This is a genomic window from Rossellomorea aquimaris (assembly GCF_001877785.1).
Lineage (GTDB): Bacteria > Bacillota > Bacilli > Bacillales > Bacillaceae_B > Rossellomorea > Rossellomorea aquimaris_A.
The window spans coordinates 350,828-368,596 of record NZ_MINN01000074.1; the positions used below are offsets into that span (position 1 = coordinate 350,828).

Sequence of the window (17,769 nt, forward strand, 5' to 3'; positions counted from 1 at the left end):
ATAGGATTTGAATTTGAATTGATACAGAGATTAATGACGCCAAAACTCTCCAGGCAGAATTGGTAACTAGATGATTGAGAGGTTGAATTGCATTTATGTTTAGTAAACTGATGTGCAGATTCGGTATCGGATCAACAAAATTTGATTTGGTTTTGACTAAAAGAGATTACCGTCCCGGTGAAGTGATCCAAGGAGAATATGAAATTATCGGGGGCAGGATCCAACAAAAGCTGAAGCGTATCGAAACAGAGCTATTGCAGTTTGACCACAACAGTGAACGCTCATCAGTCCTTCACTACAATACCATTTTAAGTTCTTCCACCATGAAAGCGAATGAACTTAAAAGAATCAGTTTTTCATGCAGATTAGCGGATTCATATCCGCCCAGCAGCGAAGCAATCTCTTACAAGCTTGTCACCCGATTCGTTTTTGATGATGGGATTAATAAAGTCGACCACGATGATTTTAGAATAATAGCTTAGCAGTTTCAATCCTGCAGAAAAACCGTTCAGCATGCTGAACGGTTTCTTCGTTTATAATCTCTTGAACAAAGCTGCCATTAAATCTGATAAACCAAACACTTGCGAAGAGTTATCCTGATCGATCATATTCCTTATTTCTACAGGTTCAAGACATGAAAATATACGTTCTAATCTAGCTTTGTCATATCCAAGCCCTCCTTGAAGCGAGCCTGACCTGTAGACCTCCCAATCCGAAATGACAGCACCTCCAAATTTGCCGCCGGGACAAAAAGTGGTAAGGCCAAAGTGTCCGCCTGGTTTCAATGCTTTGGTGATTAGCCCTGTATAACTCAGTCTTCTGTGAGGCGCAATATGATGAAAACACCCTGAATCATAAACAAGGTCATAGGCTCCTTCGGCAATTTCCAAGTTGAAGATGTTATTATGTATAAAGTTGATGTGTATTCCGTTTTCAGCTGCTCGTTCCTCTCCCCACTGAAGGGATGTGGACGAGAGATCGACAGCATCCACTTCCCAGCCCATTTTAGCAAGATAAAGAGCATTTCTTCCCGGGCCGCACCCCAGTTCGAGTACTTTACCGGGCTTTATCAGTCTTTGAGTATGATAGGAAACCAGATTCTCATCAGGTGCGTTCTTGAAAAATGGGATACTCTTTTCGCGGTCCTGATAGAAATCGGTCCAGAACCCTTCTGGCTCTCTTAATAATGAATCAAGCATTTCATATAATTCCTCTTGATTATAAACAGTTTCTTCCATCAAATTCCTCCTCGCCGGTATAATTCCATTTTATCTCTAATGTTACATATTATGGTTACCTTCATTTTACAAATAGATTAATTAGAGGCATTCAACTTCTATGATGGTTGTAAAATTGCTTGTGAGAAGGACTTTGGTTTAGGCAATGCGAGGTATGGAGATGGAATGAATACTAATCCTTGTCAGTCCCTTCAAACTTCCCGTGCACCCTTATCAGGACAACTAGAGGTAAGTCTCTGTCTAATGAAAAGCTGAAATATTACAAATGTTTCAAAAATGATACAGCGAGCAATCACTCAAAAAAATTTACGGCAAGCACACTGAAAATACACCCAATAAGGACAAGTACTGTTGTCACGGTGATCACCTCTCATTCAAACAATTTTACTCTTTTTTACGGGAATGCTTCCCTAATGAAAATCCTTCGAACAACCTGCCTCCATATGGCTTCAATACTGAATCTGCAAGTGATATGACATACTCTTTTTCTCCTGTTTGATAAAATCTGGAGAAGCTCTCAACAAATTCTTCCGCAAAATCACGATTGTAAGCAGCCAACGCCCGAACAATCCATTTTGATGAACCAATCCAATGCCTGTTTGTCCTTAACACAAATTCGTGCAGGGATTCGGAAAGTGTTCCGGCAATGAAAATCGTTTCACCATGATTGGTGCTGCCGATAAAGTCATCAAGCAGATCTGTAAGGAAATATCTTTTTACCCTGATCATTGATGAATCCCATGCAGGAGGTCCCTCATTTAACAATCTCTCAGCTTGTTTTTTCAGGAGGCTGCTATAACCATTATCTGTGATTACAACTGCTTCAGCTACCATTCTTGGCAGTGATGGTCTTGCTCTTTCGCAATCGCTCTTGAAGAATTCAACCAGTGTTTTTTTATTATGGACAAATACTTCTATCGGCCAGCCGTATGCATAAAGTGACTCACGATAAGCAGAATATATGGTTTCATCTATGATTACGATATCCAGGTCTGAAGTATCTGTCGCTTCCCCTCTGATGACACTTCCACCTAATAAGACGATTTCACTAGTAGGAAAGTTTTCATCACTGAACAATTTTGCAGCTTTACATGGATCCATTCGATTTTTTTTCATTTATTCATCCCCCTCTCGGTTTATTCGGGTTAACTAATAGTCATTTTCTCTCAATCTCAATATTGAGCCAAACTCCCTCGTTTGTTTTTTCTTTTAATGGGAAAAATGGATGTAAACAACAAAGGAGGTCCCGCGATGAAAATCATCAAGCTGTTCAGCAGTCTATTGATTGTTGGTCTGTTACTTGGAGGATGCGGCGGAAACGATAGTGCCGAAGAAGTGAAAGAGGTTACCCCTGACAAAGAAGAATCCACCTCTGGTGCCGGTGATGAAAAAACGAATGATGAGAATACAAAAAAACTGACCGCAGGTGTGGAGGATACAACGGGCTCCCTGGAAGAATTATCGATGACACTGACGAATACTCCTGATGATGCAAAGAAATTAAATGAACAAGGTTCTAAAATTGAAGAAAAGTGGGACCAAATCGAAAAGCAGGTAGAAGATAACTTTCCTGACGATTATGAGAACATTGAGAAAAGCCTCTACCCTTTAATTGAAGAAGCAAAAAAAGATACACCTGATGCCGAAAATCTAAAGAACTTGACAGACGATACAATGAATAAAATGAATGAGTTTCATGAAAAAGTTAAAAATCAGTAATTGAATCATGCCGCAGCAAGGAATAAGATAATCTTGCTGCGTTTTTTTATTTTAGACACTCGATATCAAGAACTCTTTTCACTATGTAAGCAGGGTTAAAATCCAAAGGAGGTTTCAATTCATCAGGGTTTATCCATAATGTATCCATGCCTGCACGATTAGCCCCGCACATATCAGTATAATAATTATCACCTATAAAAAGAGTTCTCTCAGGCGTAATCCTGAACAGTTCAAGAGCATGTCGGAATATTTGAGGCTGTGGTTTGCTGTACCCTATTTCTTCAGACACTATGATTTGATCGTCTTTAAAAAAGTTATTTAATTCAAGCCGCTGTACTTTTTTATAAGCATTATAGCTTGTACCATTCGTCACAATTCCTACTTTGAATGAACCTTTAATCTGTTCTATAAGCTGCTTAATCTGAAGATCGGGAACAATACTCTTAAGATAATTTCCATGATAGATTTCATTGATGGTTTCTATCTCTTCATTTTCAGCTTTAACAGAAAATTGATTGAAGGTCATTCTTAATCTTTTTAAACTTAATTCTCTAAAACTTATTTTGTGAGACTGAAAATCTTTCCAAAGCTCCTGATTGATTTTCAAGAAAGTACTAATAAATAATTCTTCATCAACATGACCCAGACCGTTATGGCTTTTCACAATCTCTTTGATGGCTTTCTTGTAACAGCATGAATGATTAAATAATGTATCATCAAGATCAAATAACAAGGCATCGTATTTTTCCTTCAGCAAATGAACGTTTTCCTTAAAGATTTTTTCATATATTAATAATCCTTCTGTAATTTCGCCTTCATCACAAACCTGTTGGTTTTCACTTCGAAAAAGCCTTCTGACTGAATTGTTTCATGTATGGAATAAAGGGAATCTTTATAACGTTCGATTGAAAAATCCGGAACTTGCCAAGGGATTGCTTTTAAGTAGTAAACGAGTGCACCGATATCATAAAATCGCTGATATGGTTGTTCTTCCTTACAGTCAAAGACTTCGAACCCTTCCCGTCTCAGCCCATCACTTGCATATTCAAGATTCCAGTGGAGAAATTCCTCATTCACCGGGGCACCCAGTGCTTCGTTGATTCGAACGCAGTCAATGCCTCCCACCTGCTGAGTGACAAAAATCCCGTCGGAAGTAAGTACCCGTCTTACTTCACCTGGTGAATATTCTTCGTGTTTATTAATGATAAGGTCAAATGCCCCATCTCCAAATGGAAGCAGATTATCTTCTTTAACTTCTTTTACTGCCACCCCCAATGGTTCAAGAAGCTGTTTCGCTATAGGTAAATTCGGAGCATATCCTTCAGTTGCACAAGTTACAGAAGGCAGCGGCTGGAATTTTGTGAGCAATTCCCCTCCCCCTGTTCCCATATCCAACATAGATTTTGCATTTCGTATGTATGGGATGACGATACTGCCATACGACCAGTTCAGCATCCCGTTATCCATCCTTCCTGATTCTGTAATATAAGAAAAATCCCAACCTGAAAAATGTTTTTCTATATCTTTTATCTGATCCTCGAATAATAAATCTTTCAAACTCCTTGACCTCCTAAATTCTTCTATATTACCAGTATATCAGTAACATCTAAATAATGGATGAAAATCCCTTTATTTCAAAGATGAAATTCTAGTAAAAATTACTAGATGCTGATAAATAAGAAGTTCTCAGGTCATGGTAACAACTACCTGTTTAAACGATGCAGGTATTATATTTCAATAGAACTATGAAAACAATTAAACTATTCTTTATTCTTATGTTGTCCGTTACTCTGGTCACTGGTTTTTGGAAACAATCTGAAGTATCTGCAGCAGGTACATACACTGTAAAATATGGAGATACTCTGTGGAAGATTGCGTTGAAACATCAGGTCGGAGTATCCGAACTGATTAATTCAAATCCACAATTAAAAAATCCGGATGTCATTTATCCCGGGCAAAGTATCTCTATACCTGGCGGAGATCAAACAGCACAAACTTATACATACGAAGTGGTTAAATTAGTAAATGCAGAACGGGCAAAAGCCGGACTGCATCCACTTAAAGAAAATTGGGAGCTGTCAAGGGTCGCCAGTTATAAGTCCGAGGATATGATCGACAAGAACTATTTCAGTCATACTTCCCCGACTTATGGATCCCCTTTCCAAATGATGAAGGACTTCGGTATTTCTTACCAGGCTGCAGGTGAGAACATAGCAGCTGGACAAAGAACACCGGCTGAAGTAGTCGAAGCATGGATGAACAGTGAAGGGCACAGAAAGAACATACTTTCTCCGACTTATACCGAAATAGGGGTCGGATATGTGAAAGGCGGTTCTTACGGCCATTACTGGACCCAGATGTTCATTAAGAAATAAAAAATATCATTGCTGTCAGGAGGTCATTAAAAAGGGACAAGTCACGATAAAAGTGATTTGTCCCTTTTTACCTTTATACGATTTTTCGGCCTGCCTGTGCCAGGGCATAATGAATGCCATGCTGCAGTGTTTTAAAACATTCGAATCGTGAAAAATCAATTCCAGTGTGTGCGATATGAGCGCCAAGTCGAGCGGATATTCCTACCAGAATCGTATTTGTTCCGATCAATGCTGCAGCTGCACCGATTTTTTCAATCAAGCTGGCTGAAAGATCATCAATGTCTTCGTCCAATGCCGTGAGGTCCAGGATTAAATAATTGGCTTTATGTGAAGGAAGGTTGTGCAAAGTCTTGGTCACCAGCTCCTCTGCACGTTCACCATCATATTTACCGAGAAGCGGCACAACGACCACCCCTTCAAGAACGGGAATGATTGGCGAGGAAAGAGCCTTTACCAGTTCTTTTAAGTCTCTCGTTTTATCTTCCACCAAGGCTTCTAATTGCCTAATTTGTTCTGTCTCTTTTTTCCGTGCAAGTTCATGGATATTGTTATTAATTGTAATGGGAGAGGGATAGTATTCCACCTTTGAGTATTCGTATCCATTCAGCTGGTACTGAATGACGTTATACCAAATATTCGCTTTGAACAACCCGGTAAAGATACCTGCAAAGTGGGCAGGAAGAAATTTACCTCCCTCATTCTTTTCCTGTGCGACATTTATTTTATGTTCCCAGCTGTCTTTCATAATGATTGTTGCTGTTTTGTTTTCGATATCCAGCTGTTCAGAGGATATTTGTCCCCACCCGGCAGAAGCGTAAGTATGTCCAATCAGTTTAGCGGCTTCCTCTGCCCCGACATGTTTCAAGTTCTCAAAATATTCCCCAACCAAAAGACCCTGGCGGTAACCGGTCGTCTCTAGTACCAGGTTGGCAGCCTCTTCTCCAGAAACCTCTTCTATCGTATCAAAAAACATTTTCATCGCACTTGATATCCAGAAGAGTATTGCATCCTGTCCTTCGTATGAGAATTGCCCCGTGTCCATATTCCAATCAAAACTGATTCCTTCTACCTTAAAATTGGTCTGAGTTTGCACGACAGCCCCTCCTAAATAATGAAATAGCTCTGTAATACTTTATGTAATTGTTTAGGTGTATGCATTGTTAATACTATTCAACGAAATGCTGCAGAGCAGAAGCGTTAAAATATGATCTTCTCTTACTTCATCTTAGCACAGTTTTATTGTATAAATTGTTAAATACAACTATTTTACAAAAAAATACCTTTATAATTTGAAAATAAATCCATAAAGTATGGATTTATTCAATTAATAAGGCGTGATGATTCAATCATCACGCCTATACACTATATTTCTTTTACTGCTTCTTCTATTGGATTGTTTCCAGAAATAAGATCGAATCCTCGATTATACGTCTTTTTTTCGGTTAGAGAAGCAAAGATGGCTCTTGCTACGTCTTCACGAGGTATGGATCCCCTAGATAAATTTTCTGCCGCTGACACTTTTCCTGTTCCGGCTTCATTCAATAAGCCGCCCGGGCGGATGATAGTATAAGTCAACCCGCTTCTTTCGAGTTCCTTATCTGCATAATGTTTTGCTGCATAATAAGGCAGTAATGAATCATTCCAATTTTCACGGTGGTGTGCCTGCAGTGCACTGACAATGATAAAGCGATCAATGTCAATCTGTTTTGCAGCTTCCATCGTCTTGACGGCACCGTCTAAATCGACAAGCAGTGTCTTATCCGATCCGGTAGATCCACCCGATCCTGCTGTAAATACAACTGCATCAGCATCTTTCAATCCTTCTGCGATTTGCTCCACGCTTCCTTCTAAATCCACGAGAGATGCAGCTATACCTTCATCCTTAAAAGATTGAACCTGTTCTTCTTTCCGTACAATGGCCATAGGCTTATAATCCTCACTGTTATGAAGCAAATCAATCAAATGTTTACCTATCTGACCATTCGCTCCTACTACTGCTACTTTCATATCTCTCATCTCCTTATCCGATTGTATTGGTATGAATTAATGATTACATGTTTGTTCTGCCTTTACAAATAATCTGCATGAAATCCAAACGTATAAAAAGATGTCTATCCCAATAAACTCTTTCTTATCTATATGAGTTTTTGTTATATTATCCTTCTTTTACAATACCAATCACAAATCCATCATAACCTTTTGTTCCGACTGTTTGTATCGCTGTAGAATCAATTAAATCGCTGTCCGATAAAATATCTATGAATGCCCGTACACCCTTAATATTTTCATCAGAACTTCTTGAATCTGTTACCTTCCCCCCGCGTACCACATTATCCGTGATAATAACCGTACCAGGGAATGAAAGCTCAATTGCCCATTTTATATAGTGTGGGTTATTTCTTTTGTCAGCATCAATAAAGATAAAATCGAATTTTCGCCCTTTTAAGGAAGGGAGAGTATCCAGTGCGGCACCTGTCAGGATTTTCACTTTATCTTCCAATCCTGCTTTTCGAATATTTCCACGTGCCACTTCAGCATGCTTTTCGCTGTATTCTAAAGTAATTAAAGAACCATCCTCTGGGAGTGCCCTGGCCATCCATATACTGCTGTACCCTCCAAGTGTGCCGATTTCAAGGATTCGTTTTGCACCTTTCATCTTAACCAGCATATGCAGCATCTTTCCTTGCGAGGGAGATACATCAATCAAAGGCATTTCAGCTTTTTCGTTTGCTGTCATTACTTCATCCATCATTTGGTCTTTTTTATGTAATTTTGCAGTGAAATACTGATCTACTTCTTCCCAGGTTTTTTCATTCATTTTTTTCGCTCCTTAATATAATGGAAATTAAGTTTCTGAATAATATTACCATAATTTGTTAAAGGAGTCATTGAAAAGGACCGGCATTTCGCCGGTCCTTCATAATTAGAATGTATGTGCAAGATCTTTCGCCCGTGCGATGCCGTCTTCTTTGATTTCCTGTGCTTTATCAGGCATGGCCGCATGACCTTCAATGAACAGCCCTTCGAATGAAGGAACACCATAGAATTCCATCATGATGTCCAGATAGCGGTGGCCCATTTCCATTTGAGCTGCAGGACCTTCTGAGTAGATGCCTCCACGCGCTTGGATGTGAAGTGCTTTTTTGTCAGTCAATAGACCGATTGGTCCGTGTTCAGTGTACTTGAATGTCTTTCCTGCAACTGAAACTGCATCGATATAAGCTTTCATTACTGGAGGGAATGAGAAATTCCAGAACGGAGTGACAAATACATATTTATCAGCATCTACAAATTGATCGACGAGTTCAGTTAAGCGGCCGACTTTTGCTTTCTCGCTGTCTGATAGCTCTTCAAATCCTTTACCTGTCTGCAGCTTCCCCCATCCGCTGAATACATCAGCATCAATTTGCGGAATATCTTCATTGTATAAATCGATCGCCACAACCTCGTGTGACGGATTTACTTCCTTGTATTTTTCAATAAATGCCTTTCCAGCAGCCATGCTGAAAGATTGTGTATCATCGTGCGGATGAGCCGTGATGTATAATACCTTTGTCATTTCTTAAATCTTCCTTTCTTTATGTTTAAGTAATATATCATGATCACAACATATCTCAATTAGATATATTCTTAATTCGAGATTATTGTAAGACATGCAATAGATTTTATCAAGGAATATGCTCACAATCTTGCATATCGTCCTGAATAGAAAAAAGCTTTTTTAGATTAACTGATTCTGTTTTGAAGTGCAAAATTGCAATTCACACCGCAAAATGTGGTAGTAATGCAGATGCATTTACAGATCATCTTACCCGACAAAGTAATCAAAAGCGGAACCCCTCGAGCCAAATAAAAGAATCAATAACATTGGATTATTAAATAAGGGGAGAAACTTCCCTTAATGAAGAAATGGAACTGAAAACAGTTAGAATAAAGGGAAGTTTTACTTCTATTTACTTGAAAAACATTAAAAACGGGGATCTGTGCAAGATTAGATGGAAATCTCCCCCTTATTTACCCCCATCTAAGCGAGCATCAGCAGATTAACGGGAAATTTTCCCTTTATTTATATCTTTAGTTACTATTGAAGCGTTTCAGAAAGTTCTGTAACGCTTCAATTTTAGTGCAGATTAGGTAACAAGTTAATATACAAATTAGAACCCGAATTCCTTAAAAAGCTTGTTATATCCAATAAAAAAAGGGGTGCAAAATCATTACGATTTGCTTCCCTTTTTCAATGTTTTTTTATAGTTTGTACCTTAAAACAGAACCCATTACATTTAGACGGGCTTTTTCGACTTAGCTTTTACGATGAGAAAATGCGGATGTGTCATGAGATATCGATAGGATTTTTCTTTAATTGATTTCATTTTTTCTGTTGGTTGGGGCTCGACAAACCGTTCAAGATGAAAATAATGGGTGGTGTCATTAATGACTCTGCCCAATGGCTTCCTGAAGAAAGTGACATCGATCGTAATATGTGGCTTTTTCCATGTTTCTGTGATGGTTTCTGAGGTAAAATAGTCTTCGCATTTATTTCGAGTAAAGTCCATAAAAGGATGATGAATGGAATACAGGAAGGTACCGCCCGGTTTCAATACACGGTTAAATTCCTTAAAAGTGTCATCCCAGTTATCAAAATAGTGAAGCGTTAGAGAACTAACGATAAAATCAAAAGAATCGGCTTCAAAAGGAAGCGGTTTTTGAAGGTCTTGGCATAATACCTGTGCCGAGTCCCCCACTCTTACTTTGGCTGCTTTAACCATTTCTGGACTTATATCAATTCCTGTGACCTTTGCTCCCTGCGAGGCGAAATACTGTGTGTACCAGCCTGCAGCACAACCTGCATCCAAAATGGAATTCCCTTCTAACTTTCCGGGCAGCTCCGCAATCATAGCAGGACGCTCATAGTAAGCATTGTATGGACTTGCTTTATCAATATCATGTTGATAGGTTTCAGCTAACCGGTCATATGTATGTTGAATGGAGTCAGACAATTGAATACCCTTCCTTTCACTAACTTCAATTATGATTGTAGTTTACCATTGATTCCTATAAACTAGTAGAGTTCCCGTTTAAGTAAAAAAATGAAAATCATACAGATAATTATTTCATGGACCTAATCATTTAAGTAATAGATGATAGTAAAGTTATGATGAAATAGAAAACAGGAGGGAAAAATGGAAACAAAAATCAATTCCAAAGCAATATTGATCACCTTTATGATCGGGGCATTTTTTGCAATTCTGAATGAAACATTGCTGAATATAGCATTGACTGAATTAATGGAAGTATTCGGGGTGAATGCCCCAACAGTCCAGTGGCTTGCAACTGGCTTTATGCTTGTAATGGGAGTATTGATGCCAATATCTGCATTACTGATTCAATGGTTCACGACCAGACAAATGTTTATCGGTGTCATGACGATATTCTTGCTTGGAACGACAATCGCTGCATGTGCAATGAATTTCCCGATGCTCTTGGCAGGACGGATGATTCAAGCAGTGGGTACCGGGTTATTGATACCGGTCATTATGAACGCATTGTTACTAATCTATAAGCCGGAAGTACGCGGAAAAATCATGGGTACCTTTGGGCTCGTAATCATGTTTGCGCCTGCGATCGGCCCGACATTATCCGGAGTAATCGTTGATATGCTCGGGTGGAGATGGTTGTTTATCACAGTTATACCATTTTCAATTTTTTCTATCCTTTTTGCATGGAAATACTTGCAAAACGTAGGTGAAGTGACACGTCCCGGGGTGGATGTATGGTCAATCGTCCTTTCTTCTGTCGGGATTGCCGGTATCGTTTATGGTTTCAGCTCTGCCGGGGAAAATGGGGAAGGTTTTACTTCTTCCAAAATCATTTTAATCATACTGATCAGTGCAGTCAGCCTTGTCTGGTTTGTTTTAAGACAGTTAAAATTGGATGAGCCGCTGCTGGATGTCCGCGTATTCAAATACAAGAGCTACGCCCGGGGTGTCATTCTATTCATCATTGTGATCATGGCCATGTTCGCCTCTGAAATTGTCATGCCTATGTACCTGCAGGGTCCTCTTGGTTATTCTGCCAAGATTGCCGGACTGCTTCTGCTGCCCGGTGCCTTGTTGAATGGATTGATGTCACCGGTCATGGGCTCATTATTCGATAAATTCGGGCCTAGAAAATTGATCATTCCGGGTACTATTGTACTGACCGGAGTCATCTTTTTCTTCAGTAATATTAACGAAGCCACTCCTATTTGGCTTTTCATCGTCGTATATGTATTGTTGATGCTGTCGATCTCTGCGATCATGATGCCTGCACAAACGAATGCATTGAATGAGCTACCTAAAAACTTGTACCCACATGGTACAGCTATCGCAAATACATTGCAGCCTGTATCGGGGGCTTTGGGTGTTTCGATATTTGTGAGCATCATGACCCAAAGCAGGGAAAGCTTCATTGAGGAATATAACGGAAAAGTAACCCAGGATGTAATGAATGATGCGATGACATATGGTGTCCACCATGCATACTGGTTCGCCCTCGTACTGGCAATATCAGCTGTTTTCATCTCCCTGTTCATTAGAAAAGCCACCGCCCCTGATTTTAATGAGTGAATGAATTAAAAAACCTCGTCAAGTTATGACGAGGTTTTCTATTCTATTAACAAGAGGCTGATTCCTTTAGAAAGGAACAGGATTTTCTATAAACTTGTAGTTTTTACTCGCTTAGGACTCCTATCCTTTACAAAAAATGCAAGGAAAAGACCGATGATTGCTGAAATACCTGCAACAATGAATGAGACATTGACCCCATGAACCAGACCCTCCACTCCTCTGGCAGGCTGTGCAGCGGTAGTCATGACCGTCACGAGTAAAGCAGTACCGACAGCACCGGAAACCTGCCTCATCGTATTATTCATAGCCGTACCGTGCGGGATCAAATGATTTGGAAGCTGATTTAAACCTGCGGTGGTGACGGGCATCATCACCATTGCCACCCCCAGCATCCTGAAAGCATTGACGACAGTCAGATACATGAAGGAAGTCTGAGGTGTAAGATTCGAGAACATGAATGTTGTAACTGAAATCAGGATCAATCCCGTAACAGCAAGCCACTTTGCCCCGAATTTATCAAATATCCTTCCCGTGATCGGATTCATGAAGCCCATTATGAGAGCTCCGGGAAGCAGCATCAGACCCGATTCAAAGGCTGAATAGCCAAGCATGTTCTGCATCAATATCGGCAGGATGGTCGCTCCGCCGATCATGGCGATAAATACGAGCATTCCAAGTATCGTGGTGATCGTGAATAATTTTATCTTGAATACCCTGAACTCAAGGATAGGCTGTTTTAATTTGAACTGCCTTAATATGAACAGGGTTAGTGTGATTGAACCTATAATCATCGACACAATCACGTGAACACTGCTCCACCCCTCTGTTCCTGCAGTACTGAAACCATATAACAGTCCCCCGAAACCGAACGAAGACAAAATGATGGATAGGATATCCACTTTAGGGAACGTCTGCTTCGTAACATTGACGAGAATGAAATAGGCGACAATCAGGTCAATGAGGACGATTGGAAGGATGACATAGAATAAGCTCCTCCATGGGAACTGATCCACCAGCCACCCTGACAGAGTCGGACCGATGGCCGGAGCAAAGGAAATGACCAGACCGAACATTCCCATGGCACTGCCCCGTTTTTCCACCGGGTAAATCAGAAACAGAATCGTCTGCATCAGCGGCATAATGATACCCGCGCCGGACGCCTGAACGACCCTTCCCACCATCAGGATGCCGAAATTAGGTGCAACCGCACAGATAAGAGTCCCTGCTGCAAAAAGTCCCAGGGCCGTCAAGAAAAGTGATCGTGTTGTAAATCGTTCAATCAAGAATGCTGTAATGGGGATCATGACCCCGTTCACCAGCATGAAAATGGATGTCAGCCATTGAGCAGTACTTGCTTCCAGGTGAAGGTCTTCCATAATATGCGGGAGAGCAGTTGCAAGCAGCGTCTGATTCAATATGGCCGCAAACGCCCCTGAAATTAATACCAGCAATAATGGAAATTTATTAATGGAATCGGTTGATTGCGATACATCGTGTGATTTCGGCTTCATTTTCTCCCTTCTTTCTTTATATTTAAGATCTTTTTAATTAGTTTGTTTTAGTCAGGCCAGTTTGAAGAAGCTGTATTTCAACTTTATACTTGGTCAATGCTTCTTCAAACGTCAAATCGTTTGAAATACTGTGGACAAGATTATGGAATGTAGCCGCAGATAATATCTGCAGGATATGATAAACCTGATTTTCGTCCGAGATATTAAGACTGTCCCAATCCACCAGGTGAAATACTTCATCATATCTTTTGATCAATTCTTCTTTACTGATGAATTTGGTGAATGCTTTTTCAATCTTATAGTTCATATTTAAAAGGACATTTTTTATGAAATTGCTCTGACCTTCACTATGTGACCGTTTTAAAGTGTGGGAGAATAGTTCAATGAATGCTTGAAAAAGATCTCCTTGATATTTCTTTAAGTTGAATAAGAATTCTTCATGTCTTTCCTGTGTATGTTCATTCAGCAGATAAAAAAATGCATCCTCTTTATCGTCAAAGTACTGATAAAAGCTTCCTCTCGGTATCCCTGCTGATTTCAAGATATTTGAAATAGACGCTTCATAAAGAGATACACGGGAGAACTCCTTTTTTGCCGCCTCAATCAGGATATGCCTTTTTTCTTCATTTAAATTGAAAAAAGTCGGCTTTGGCATACTCATATCCCCCTTTCTAAGTGACACAGTGTCATTTTCAGGACCTTACTTACTATAGATGACACGATGTCATATGTCAACGAATTAACATAGATCGATGTGTTTTCTGTACATAAGAAAAACGCCCGATATCGAGCGCTTTTCAACACCTTTGAAAGATTCTTTCATTTATTATTCGTTTTTTGCAATCAATCGACAATCTTGTATATCTAGTGACCACAACCCGGAATTCATGACAACACCGGATTTCAACAGCTCTATCCGCTTATTGAATATGGGTCCATCTGTCACGAATGTATGATATTCACCCGCCTCACCCATCACACAGATCGCTTTCTGCCGAACTTCTTCATAAAACTGTGAATCAAGGATCCTGCCCGGGCATGTTTGATCGAAGTGTTCGCTTGAGGCCCTGCAAATGTATGCGGTGAAGCCGAGAGACAAGAATTCCTGCATGAGTTCATTCGAGTTTTCCGGAGATATCCAAGTTGGGAATAAAGGTTCGACTCCGGCTTTATGTGAAATTTCCTCATTCCATTTCCTGTCTTCTTTTGCATACAAACTTCCAAACGCCACTTGTTCTATACCCAGCTCGGCATTTAAACCCTTGAGTGCTGTCACGAGCGACTCTTCATAATTTCCTGCTGAATCAATCAGTACCAAAGGTATTCCCAACGCCTCCGCCTGGTAATTGAGAATCTTTAATTTAATTCCGTGTGCATGATTGCGTTCGTCTTTCCTGGAAATCATCGAAACAAGACATACGACTTCTTCATTCTCCTTCATGAGGCGGTACAATGCGAGACTGCAATCCTTTCCGCTGCTCCAGCAGACTGCGGTCTTCCGTTTCTTCCTTGTATCCATATCGTTCCCTGCCTTCCAACATACTTTCCCCGTTCTCTTCTCAATAGTAGCACAATAAAATTCTATTTGGGCTTGAATGAAGGGAATAAGAAGGGAAATTCAACAGATGATAATACAAAAACAGGAGGATCTTTATTTTGAAAAAATTAATGATGTGTATGATCCTGATTCCAATGATGACAATGCACGAGCCGGTAAGCGTTGCAAAGTACTTGGAAAGCATAGGCGTGACCATCCCTTCTTATGCGAAATGGGGCCGTCTTGCAATGGAAAAAACAAAGGAACGTTATCCCGAGGCACAGATCATCGACTATCTTCATATTGGCCGTGAAGAAAGTGGAGACACCAGCACAGAAAGATTCAAACTTTGGTTAAAAGGAAAAGATAGAGAATTCGGAGTGCTGGTAAACATCAGATTTGATTCTAAGACCGAACAGTTAAAGCAGATTTCATTTAGCGAGGTATCACGTTAATAACAAGCCAGCTGATTCATTAACCTGAGATTACTTCACCGGATACAGCAGAGTCTCCTTCAGGCAGGCCCATTTCTCCTGGTTTTAGTTTAGAAGTTTCCGGAAGAGAGCGGAGTGTTTTGTTTATAGTCCATACCAGGGCTATAAACAAAATCCCTCCTGAGCTTGATATATATACTGCTTCCGGGCCAAACTGGTTTGCAAGCATCCCTCCTAGGAGAGAGCCGAGCGGCATTGCCATCGCTCCCATTGATGCAGTTACAGAGAATATTCTGCCCAGTATCCGGGATGGAACCATTGACTGAATTGCAGCTCCAAATATGACATTGGTTGCGCCGATGGGTATCCACGAAACCCCGAATAACAGAATGCTTATACTGTTGCTGGAAATGAGACCCGAACCAAGCCACATCGTCCCTCCAATCATAAATAACAGAATGGTGAGCTTGCCGACCGGAAAGCGCCCTAACCAAGACGCGGAAAGCGCACCAATAAGAGCTCCCCCTGAAATGGCCGCCAAGTAAAGTCCGTAAAGCCCGGAACCAGCTCTGCCATCTGCAAAAGCAGGTAAAATTGCATAAACGGAGCCAATTGCAAAGTTTGCAACGATTGAACCCAGCAGGAATTTGGCCAGATGCGAATGAAAAACTATCGAGAAACCTTCAATAAGATCAGTCTTGTATTTGTGTATCGATTGTTTAACTTCTTGTTTTTCTTTGACTGATTCGTTTTCCGGAAGCTTTAACAGGCTGAAAAGTATGCACGCAGCAATAAAGGTAACCGCATCAATTAAATAGAGGGTAAGTGCTCCGATCATAGTCAGGAGAATACCGGCAATGGCATTGAAGGCCAAATCGACCCCTTGAAAAGCAAAAGAAAACAATGAGTTGCTTTTAACCAGTTGGTCTTTACGGACGATTCTGGGCAGCAGGGCAGCCTGACTTGGATAGACAAATTGATTAATCGCAGAAATGATCGGCATGATCACCAGGATGAAGGCCACAGTAAGAAACCCCATATAGTGTGCGATTGGAATTATCAATACAATCAGAGCCTGGATGATCTGAGTAAAGATTAAAACTTTCTTGATCTTCCATCTATCAACAAGCGGTCCAATCAAAAATTGCAGGGTCCCCGGAAGCAGCGTCAGAAATCCGGCCAGACCCGTGTAAAATGCATCGCCTCCCATTTCATAGACAAGCCACATTGCTGCAACATAGTAGATACTGTCACCCATGTTCGTGACCAATCTCCCTAAAAATAACCAAGCAAAATTTCTGTTATGAAATAATAATTCTTTCATGCTTTTCCCTCCATAATCAGTGTAATTATTTTATTCGGTAAAAATAATTTTACCAAAGCATTAAAAAAATACTTTTATTCAGTAAAAATTTTTTTACTGAATGTCTAAAAAAAAACCGATCACCGGTCTTTTTCTTTTTCCACATCCAACAGCCGTTCTGCAAATTTAGATTCTTCCACCTCGAAGCCCATACCGGTCATATAATAAACTTTTTGTTCTACGCCTTTTTCTTCTTTTGCTCTTTTTTGAAATTCACCGACAAGTTCGAAGTATTCTTTAACAAACCATTTAAAGTTATCCTCTGAACTTGTGGTTTCCCAGGATGTTGCAAGTATATTCCAATCAGATGGATCTTTGTCTCCAGCCTCTTCAAATGCTGAACTCGGGGCTTCAAGTATCCTGCTCATCGTCCTCTCGAGCATACCGTACATCATCAGCCTTTTCGTTTCACTTATTTCTTCTTTATGAGGCAAGAGGCTTGCATCAGGATAAAAACCGCTTGACACCGACTGAAAGAATTTCTGTATAATTCCGTTCTTTTCTTCGGTCTTAACGATTTCGATCAATCCCAGTTTCTCTAATTCCTTCAAGTGATAATGAATTCTTGCACGGGACATTTCAAACAACTCAGAAAGCTGCTGTCCTGTGTAGGGCTTTTCTACAAGGCGCATCATAAGCTTGATGCGAAACGGATCACTTAACGCTTTTAACTGATCATATTCCTTGATGATGAACATTGATTTCATTTAGACATCCCCTGTAATAAAATTAACTCGGTAAATTTTATTTTACCGCGTAACTGAATTTTAACATGCTGAATCACTTCAATACAATAGGCTCAAACCCTTTTTCTCTCGACAAACTTTGCGCACGGGAGGATTTCAATTGACAATTCGCTGCTGAGCTCGTACTATAGAGTCATAATTTCATATTCTCCTAAAGGGGAGTAGCTTTTACAATAAAGTCGTCATTACGGAGCCTAGGCTCTCGGCTTTATTGACAACATCGTTGTTAGCCAGACCTTTA

The 17,769-nt window shown here is 40.2% G+C and carries 19 protein-coding genes; 5 read left to right on the forward strand and 14 right to left on the reverse strand.

All coding sequences use genetic code 11. The features are described 5' to 3' along the window. Positions 1-95: 95 nt before the first annotated feature. Positions 96-482, forward strand: coding sequence for a sporulation protein (locus BHE18_RS05610; RefSeq protein ID WP_071617624.1), 387 nt, complete (start codon positions 96-98; stop codon positions 480-482). Between the two features lie 51 nt (positions 483-533). Here the strand turns inward: BHE18_RS05610 and BHE18_RS05615 are convergent, their stop codons facing one another. Both BHE18_RS05615 and BHE18_RS05620 read right to left on the reverse strand, forming a co-directional pair. Next, positions 534-1,238 carry a class I SAM-dependent methyltransferase gene (locus BHE18_RS05615; protein WP_071617625.1) on the reverse strand — a complete coding sequence of 235 codons (705 nt, stop codon included), beginning with the start codon at positions 1,236-1,238 and terminating at the stop codon, positions 534-536. A gap of 384 nt (positions 1,239-1,622) precedes the next feature. Continuing rightward, positions 1,623-2,354: a nucleotidyltransferase domain-containing protein gene (locus tag BHE18_RS05620; RefSeq protein WP_083573633.1), complete on the reverse strand. Its 732-nt coding sequence runs from the start codon at positions 2,352-2,354 to the stop codon at positions 1,623-1,625. 135 nt (positions 2,355-2,489) lie between these two features. Here BHE18_RS05620 and BHE18_RS05625 point away from each other — a divergent pair, with 135 nt between their 5' ends. Further along, positions 2,490-2,957: a hypothetical protein gene (locus BHE18_RS05625; RefSeq protein WP_071617626.1), complete on the forward strand. Its 468-nt coding sequence runs from the start codon at positions 2,490-2,492 to the stop codon at positions 2,955-2,957. A gap of 46 nt (positions 2,958-3,003) precedes the next feature. Here BHE18_RS05625 and BHE18_RS05630 read toward each other — a convergent pair whose 3' ends face one another. Next, entirely contained in the window at positions 3,004-3,714 is a 711-nt protein-coding gene (locus BHE18_RS05630) for an HAD family hydrolase (protein ID WP_071617627.1), read from the reverse strand. A gap of 32 nt (positions 3,715-3,746) precedes the next feature. After that, positions 3,747-4,514: a class I SAM-dependent methyltransferase gene (locus BHE18_RS05635; protein ID WP_071617628.1), complete on the reverse strand. Its 768-nt coding sequence runs from the start codon at positions 4,512-4,514 to the stop codon at positions 3,747-3,749. A 188-nt stretch (positions 4,515-4,702) separates the two neighbouring features. Here BHE18_RS05635 and safA point away from each other — a divergent pair, with 188 nt between their 5' ends. Continuing rightward, complete coding sequence (gene safA, locus BHE18_RS05640; RefSeq protein WP_083573677.1) at positions 4,703-5,332, forward strand: SafA/ExsA family spore coat assembly protein; 630 nt, start codon at positions 4,703-4,705, stop codon at positions 5,330-5,332. A gap of 73 nt (positions 5,333-5,405) precedes the next feature. On the opposite strand, the gene BHE18_RS05645 is transcribed toward safA, so the two are convergent. From BHE18_RS05645 to BHE18_RS05665, 5 genes are all read right to left on the reverse strand, one after another. Beyond that, positions 5,406-6,425 (reverse strand): STAS domain-containing protein, encoded by a 1,020-nt coding sequence (locus tag BHE18_RS05645; protein ID WP_440480377.1) that lies wholly within the window; start codon positions 6,423-6,425, stop codon positions 5,406-5,408. 269 nt (positions 6,426-6,694) lie between these two features. Beyond that, a complete protein-coding gene (locus tag BHE18_RS05650; protein WP_071617629.1) occupies positions 6,695-7,339 on the reverse strand; it encodes an SDR family oxidoreductase in 645 nt (214 codons plus the stop codon). A gap of 148 nt (positions 7,340-7,487) precedes the next feature. Then, on the reverse strand, positions 7,488-8,150 hold the full coding sequence (locus BHE18_RS05655; RefSeq protein WP_071617630.1) for an O-methyltransferase: 663 nt from the start codon (positions 8,148-8,150) through the stop codon (positions 7,488-7,490). Positions 8,151-8,255: 105 nt separating this feature from the next. Then, a complete protein-coding gene (locus tag BHE18_RS05660; RefSeq protein WP_071617631.1) occupies positions 8,256-8,891 on the reverse strand; it encodes an FMN-dependent NADH-azoreductase in 636 nt (211 codons plus the stop codon). 721 nt (positions 8,892-9,612) lie between these two features. Continuing rightward, positions 9,613-10,329 (reverse strand): class I SAM-dependent methyltransferase, encoded by a 717-nt coding sequence (locus tag BHE18_RS05665; protein WP_071617632.1) that lies wholly within the window; start codon positions 10,327-10,329, stop codon positions 9,613-9,615. A 183-nt stretch (positions 10,330-10,512) separates the two neighbouring features. Between BHE18_RS05665 and BHE18_RS05670 the strand changes: the two genes are divergently transcribed. Beyond that, entirely contained in the window at positions 10,513-11,937 is a 1,425-nt protein-coding gene (locus BHE18_RS05670; protein WP_071617633.1) for an MDR family MFS transporter, read from the forward strand. Between the two features lie 86 nt (positions 11,938-12,023). On the opposite strand, the gene BHE18_RS05675 is transcribed toward BHE18_RS05670, so the two are convergent. The 3 genes from BHE18_RS05675 to BHE18_RS05685 all read right to left on the reverse strand — a co-directional run bounded on the left by BHE18_RS05675 (position 12,024) and on the right by BHE18_RS05685 (position 14,967). Continuing rightward, positions 12,024-13,448, reverse strand: coding sequence for an MDR family MFS transporter (locus BHE18_RS05675; RefSeq protein WP_071617634.1), 1,425 nt, complete (start codon positions 13,446-13,448; stop codon positions 12,024-12,026). Between the two features lie 37 nt (positions 13,449-13,485). Further along, positions 13,486-14,103 (reverse strand): TetR/AcrR family transcriptional regulator, encoded by a 618-nt coding sequence (locus tag BHE18_RS05680; RefSeq protein ID WP_071617635.1) that lies wholly within the window; start codon positions 14,101-14,103, stop codon positions 13,486-13,488. Between the two features lie 171 nt (positions 14,104-14,274). Then, complete coding sequence (locus BHE18_RS05685) at positions 14,275-14,967, reverse strand: diphthine--ammonia ligase (protein WP_071617636.1); 693 nt, start codon at positions 14,965-14,967, stop codon at positions 14,275-14,277. A 137-nt stretch (positions 14,968-15,104) separates the two neighbouring features. On the opposite strand from BHE18_RS05685, the gene BHE18_RS05690 reads away from it, so the two are divergent. Further along, a complete protein-coding gene (locus BHE18_RS05690; RefSeq protein WP_235860258.1) occupies positions 15,105-15,440 on the forward strand; it encodes a YqzG/YhdC family protein in 336 nt (111 codons plus the stop codon). 19 nt (positions 15,441-15,459) lie between these two features. Here BHE18_RS05690 and BHE18_RS05695 read toward each other — a convergent pair whose 3' ends face one another. Both BHE18_RS05695 and BHE18_RS05700 read right to left on the reverse strand, forming a co-directional pair. Beyond that, the gene (locus BHE18_RS05695; protein WP_071617637.1) at positions 15,460-16,743 is read right to left on the reverse strand and encodes an MFS transporter; all 1,284 of its coding nucleotides are present in this window, start codon (positions 16,741-16,743) and stop codon (positions 15,460-15,462) included. Positions 16,744-16,862: 119 nt separating this feature from the next. Beyond that, entirely contained in the window at positions 16,863-17,489 is a 627-nt protein-coding gene (locus tag BHE18_RS05700; protein WP_071617638.1) for an ArsR/SmtB family transcription factor, read from the reverse strand. Between the last annotated feature and the right edge of the window lie 280 nt (positions 17,490-17,769).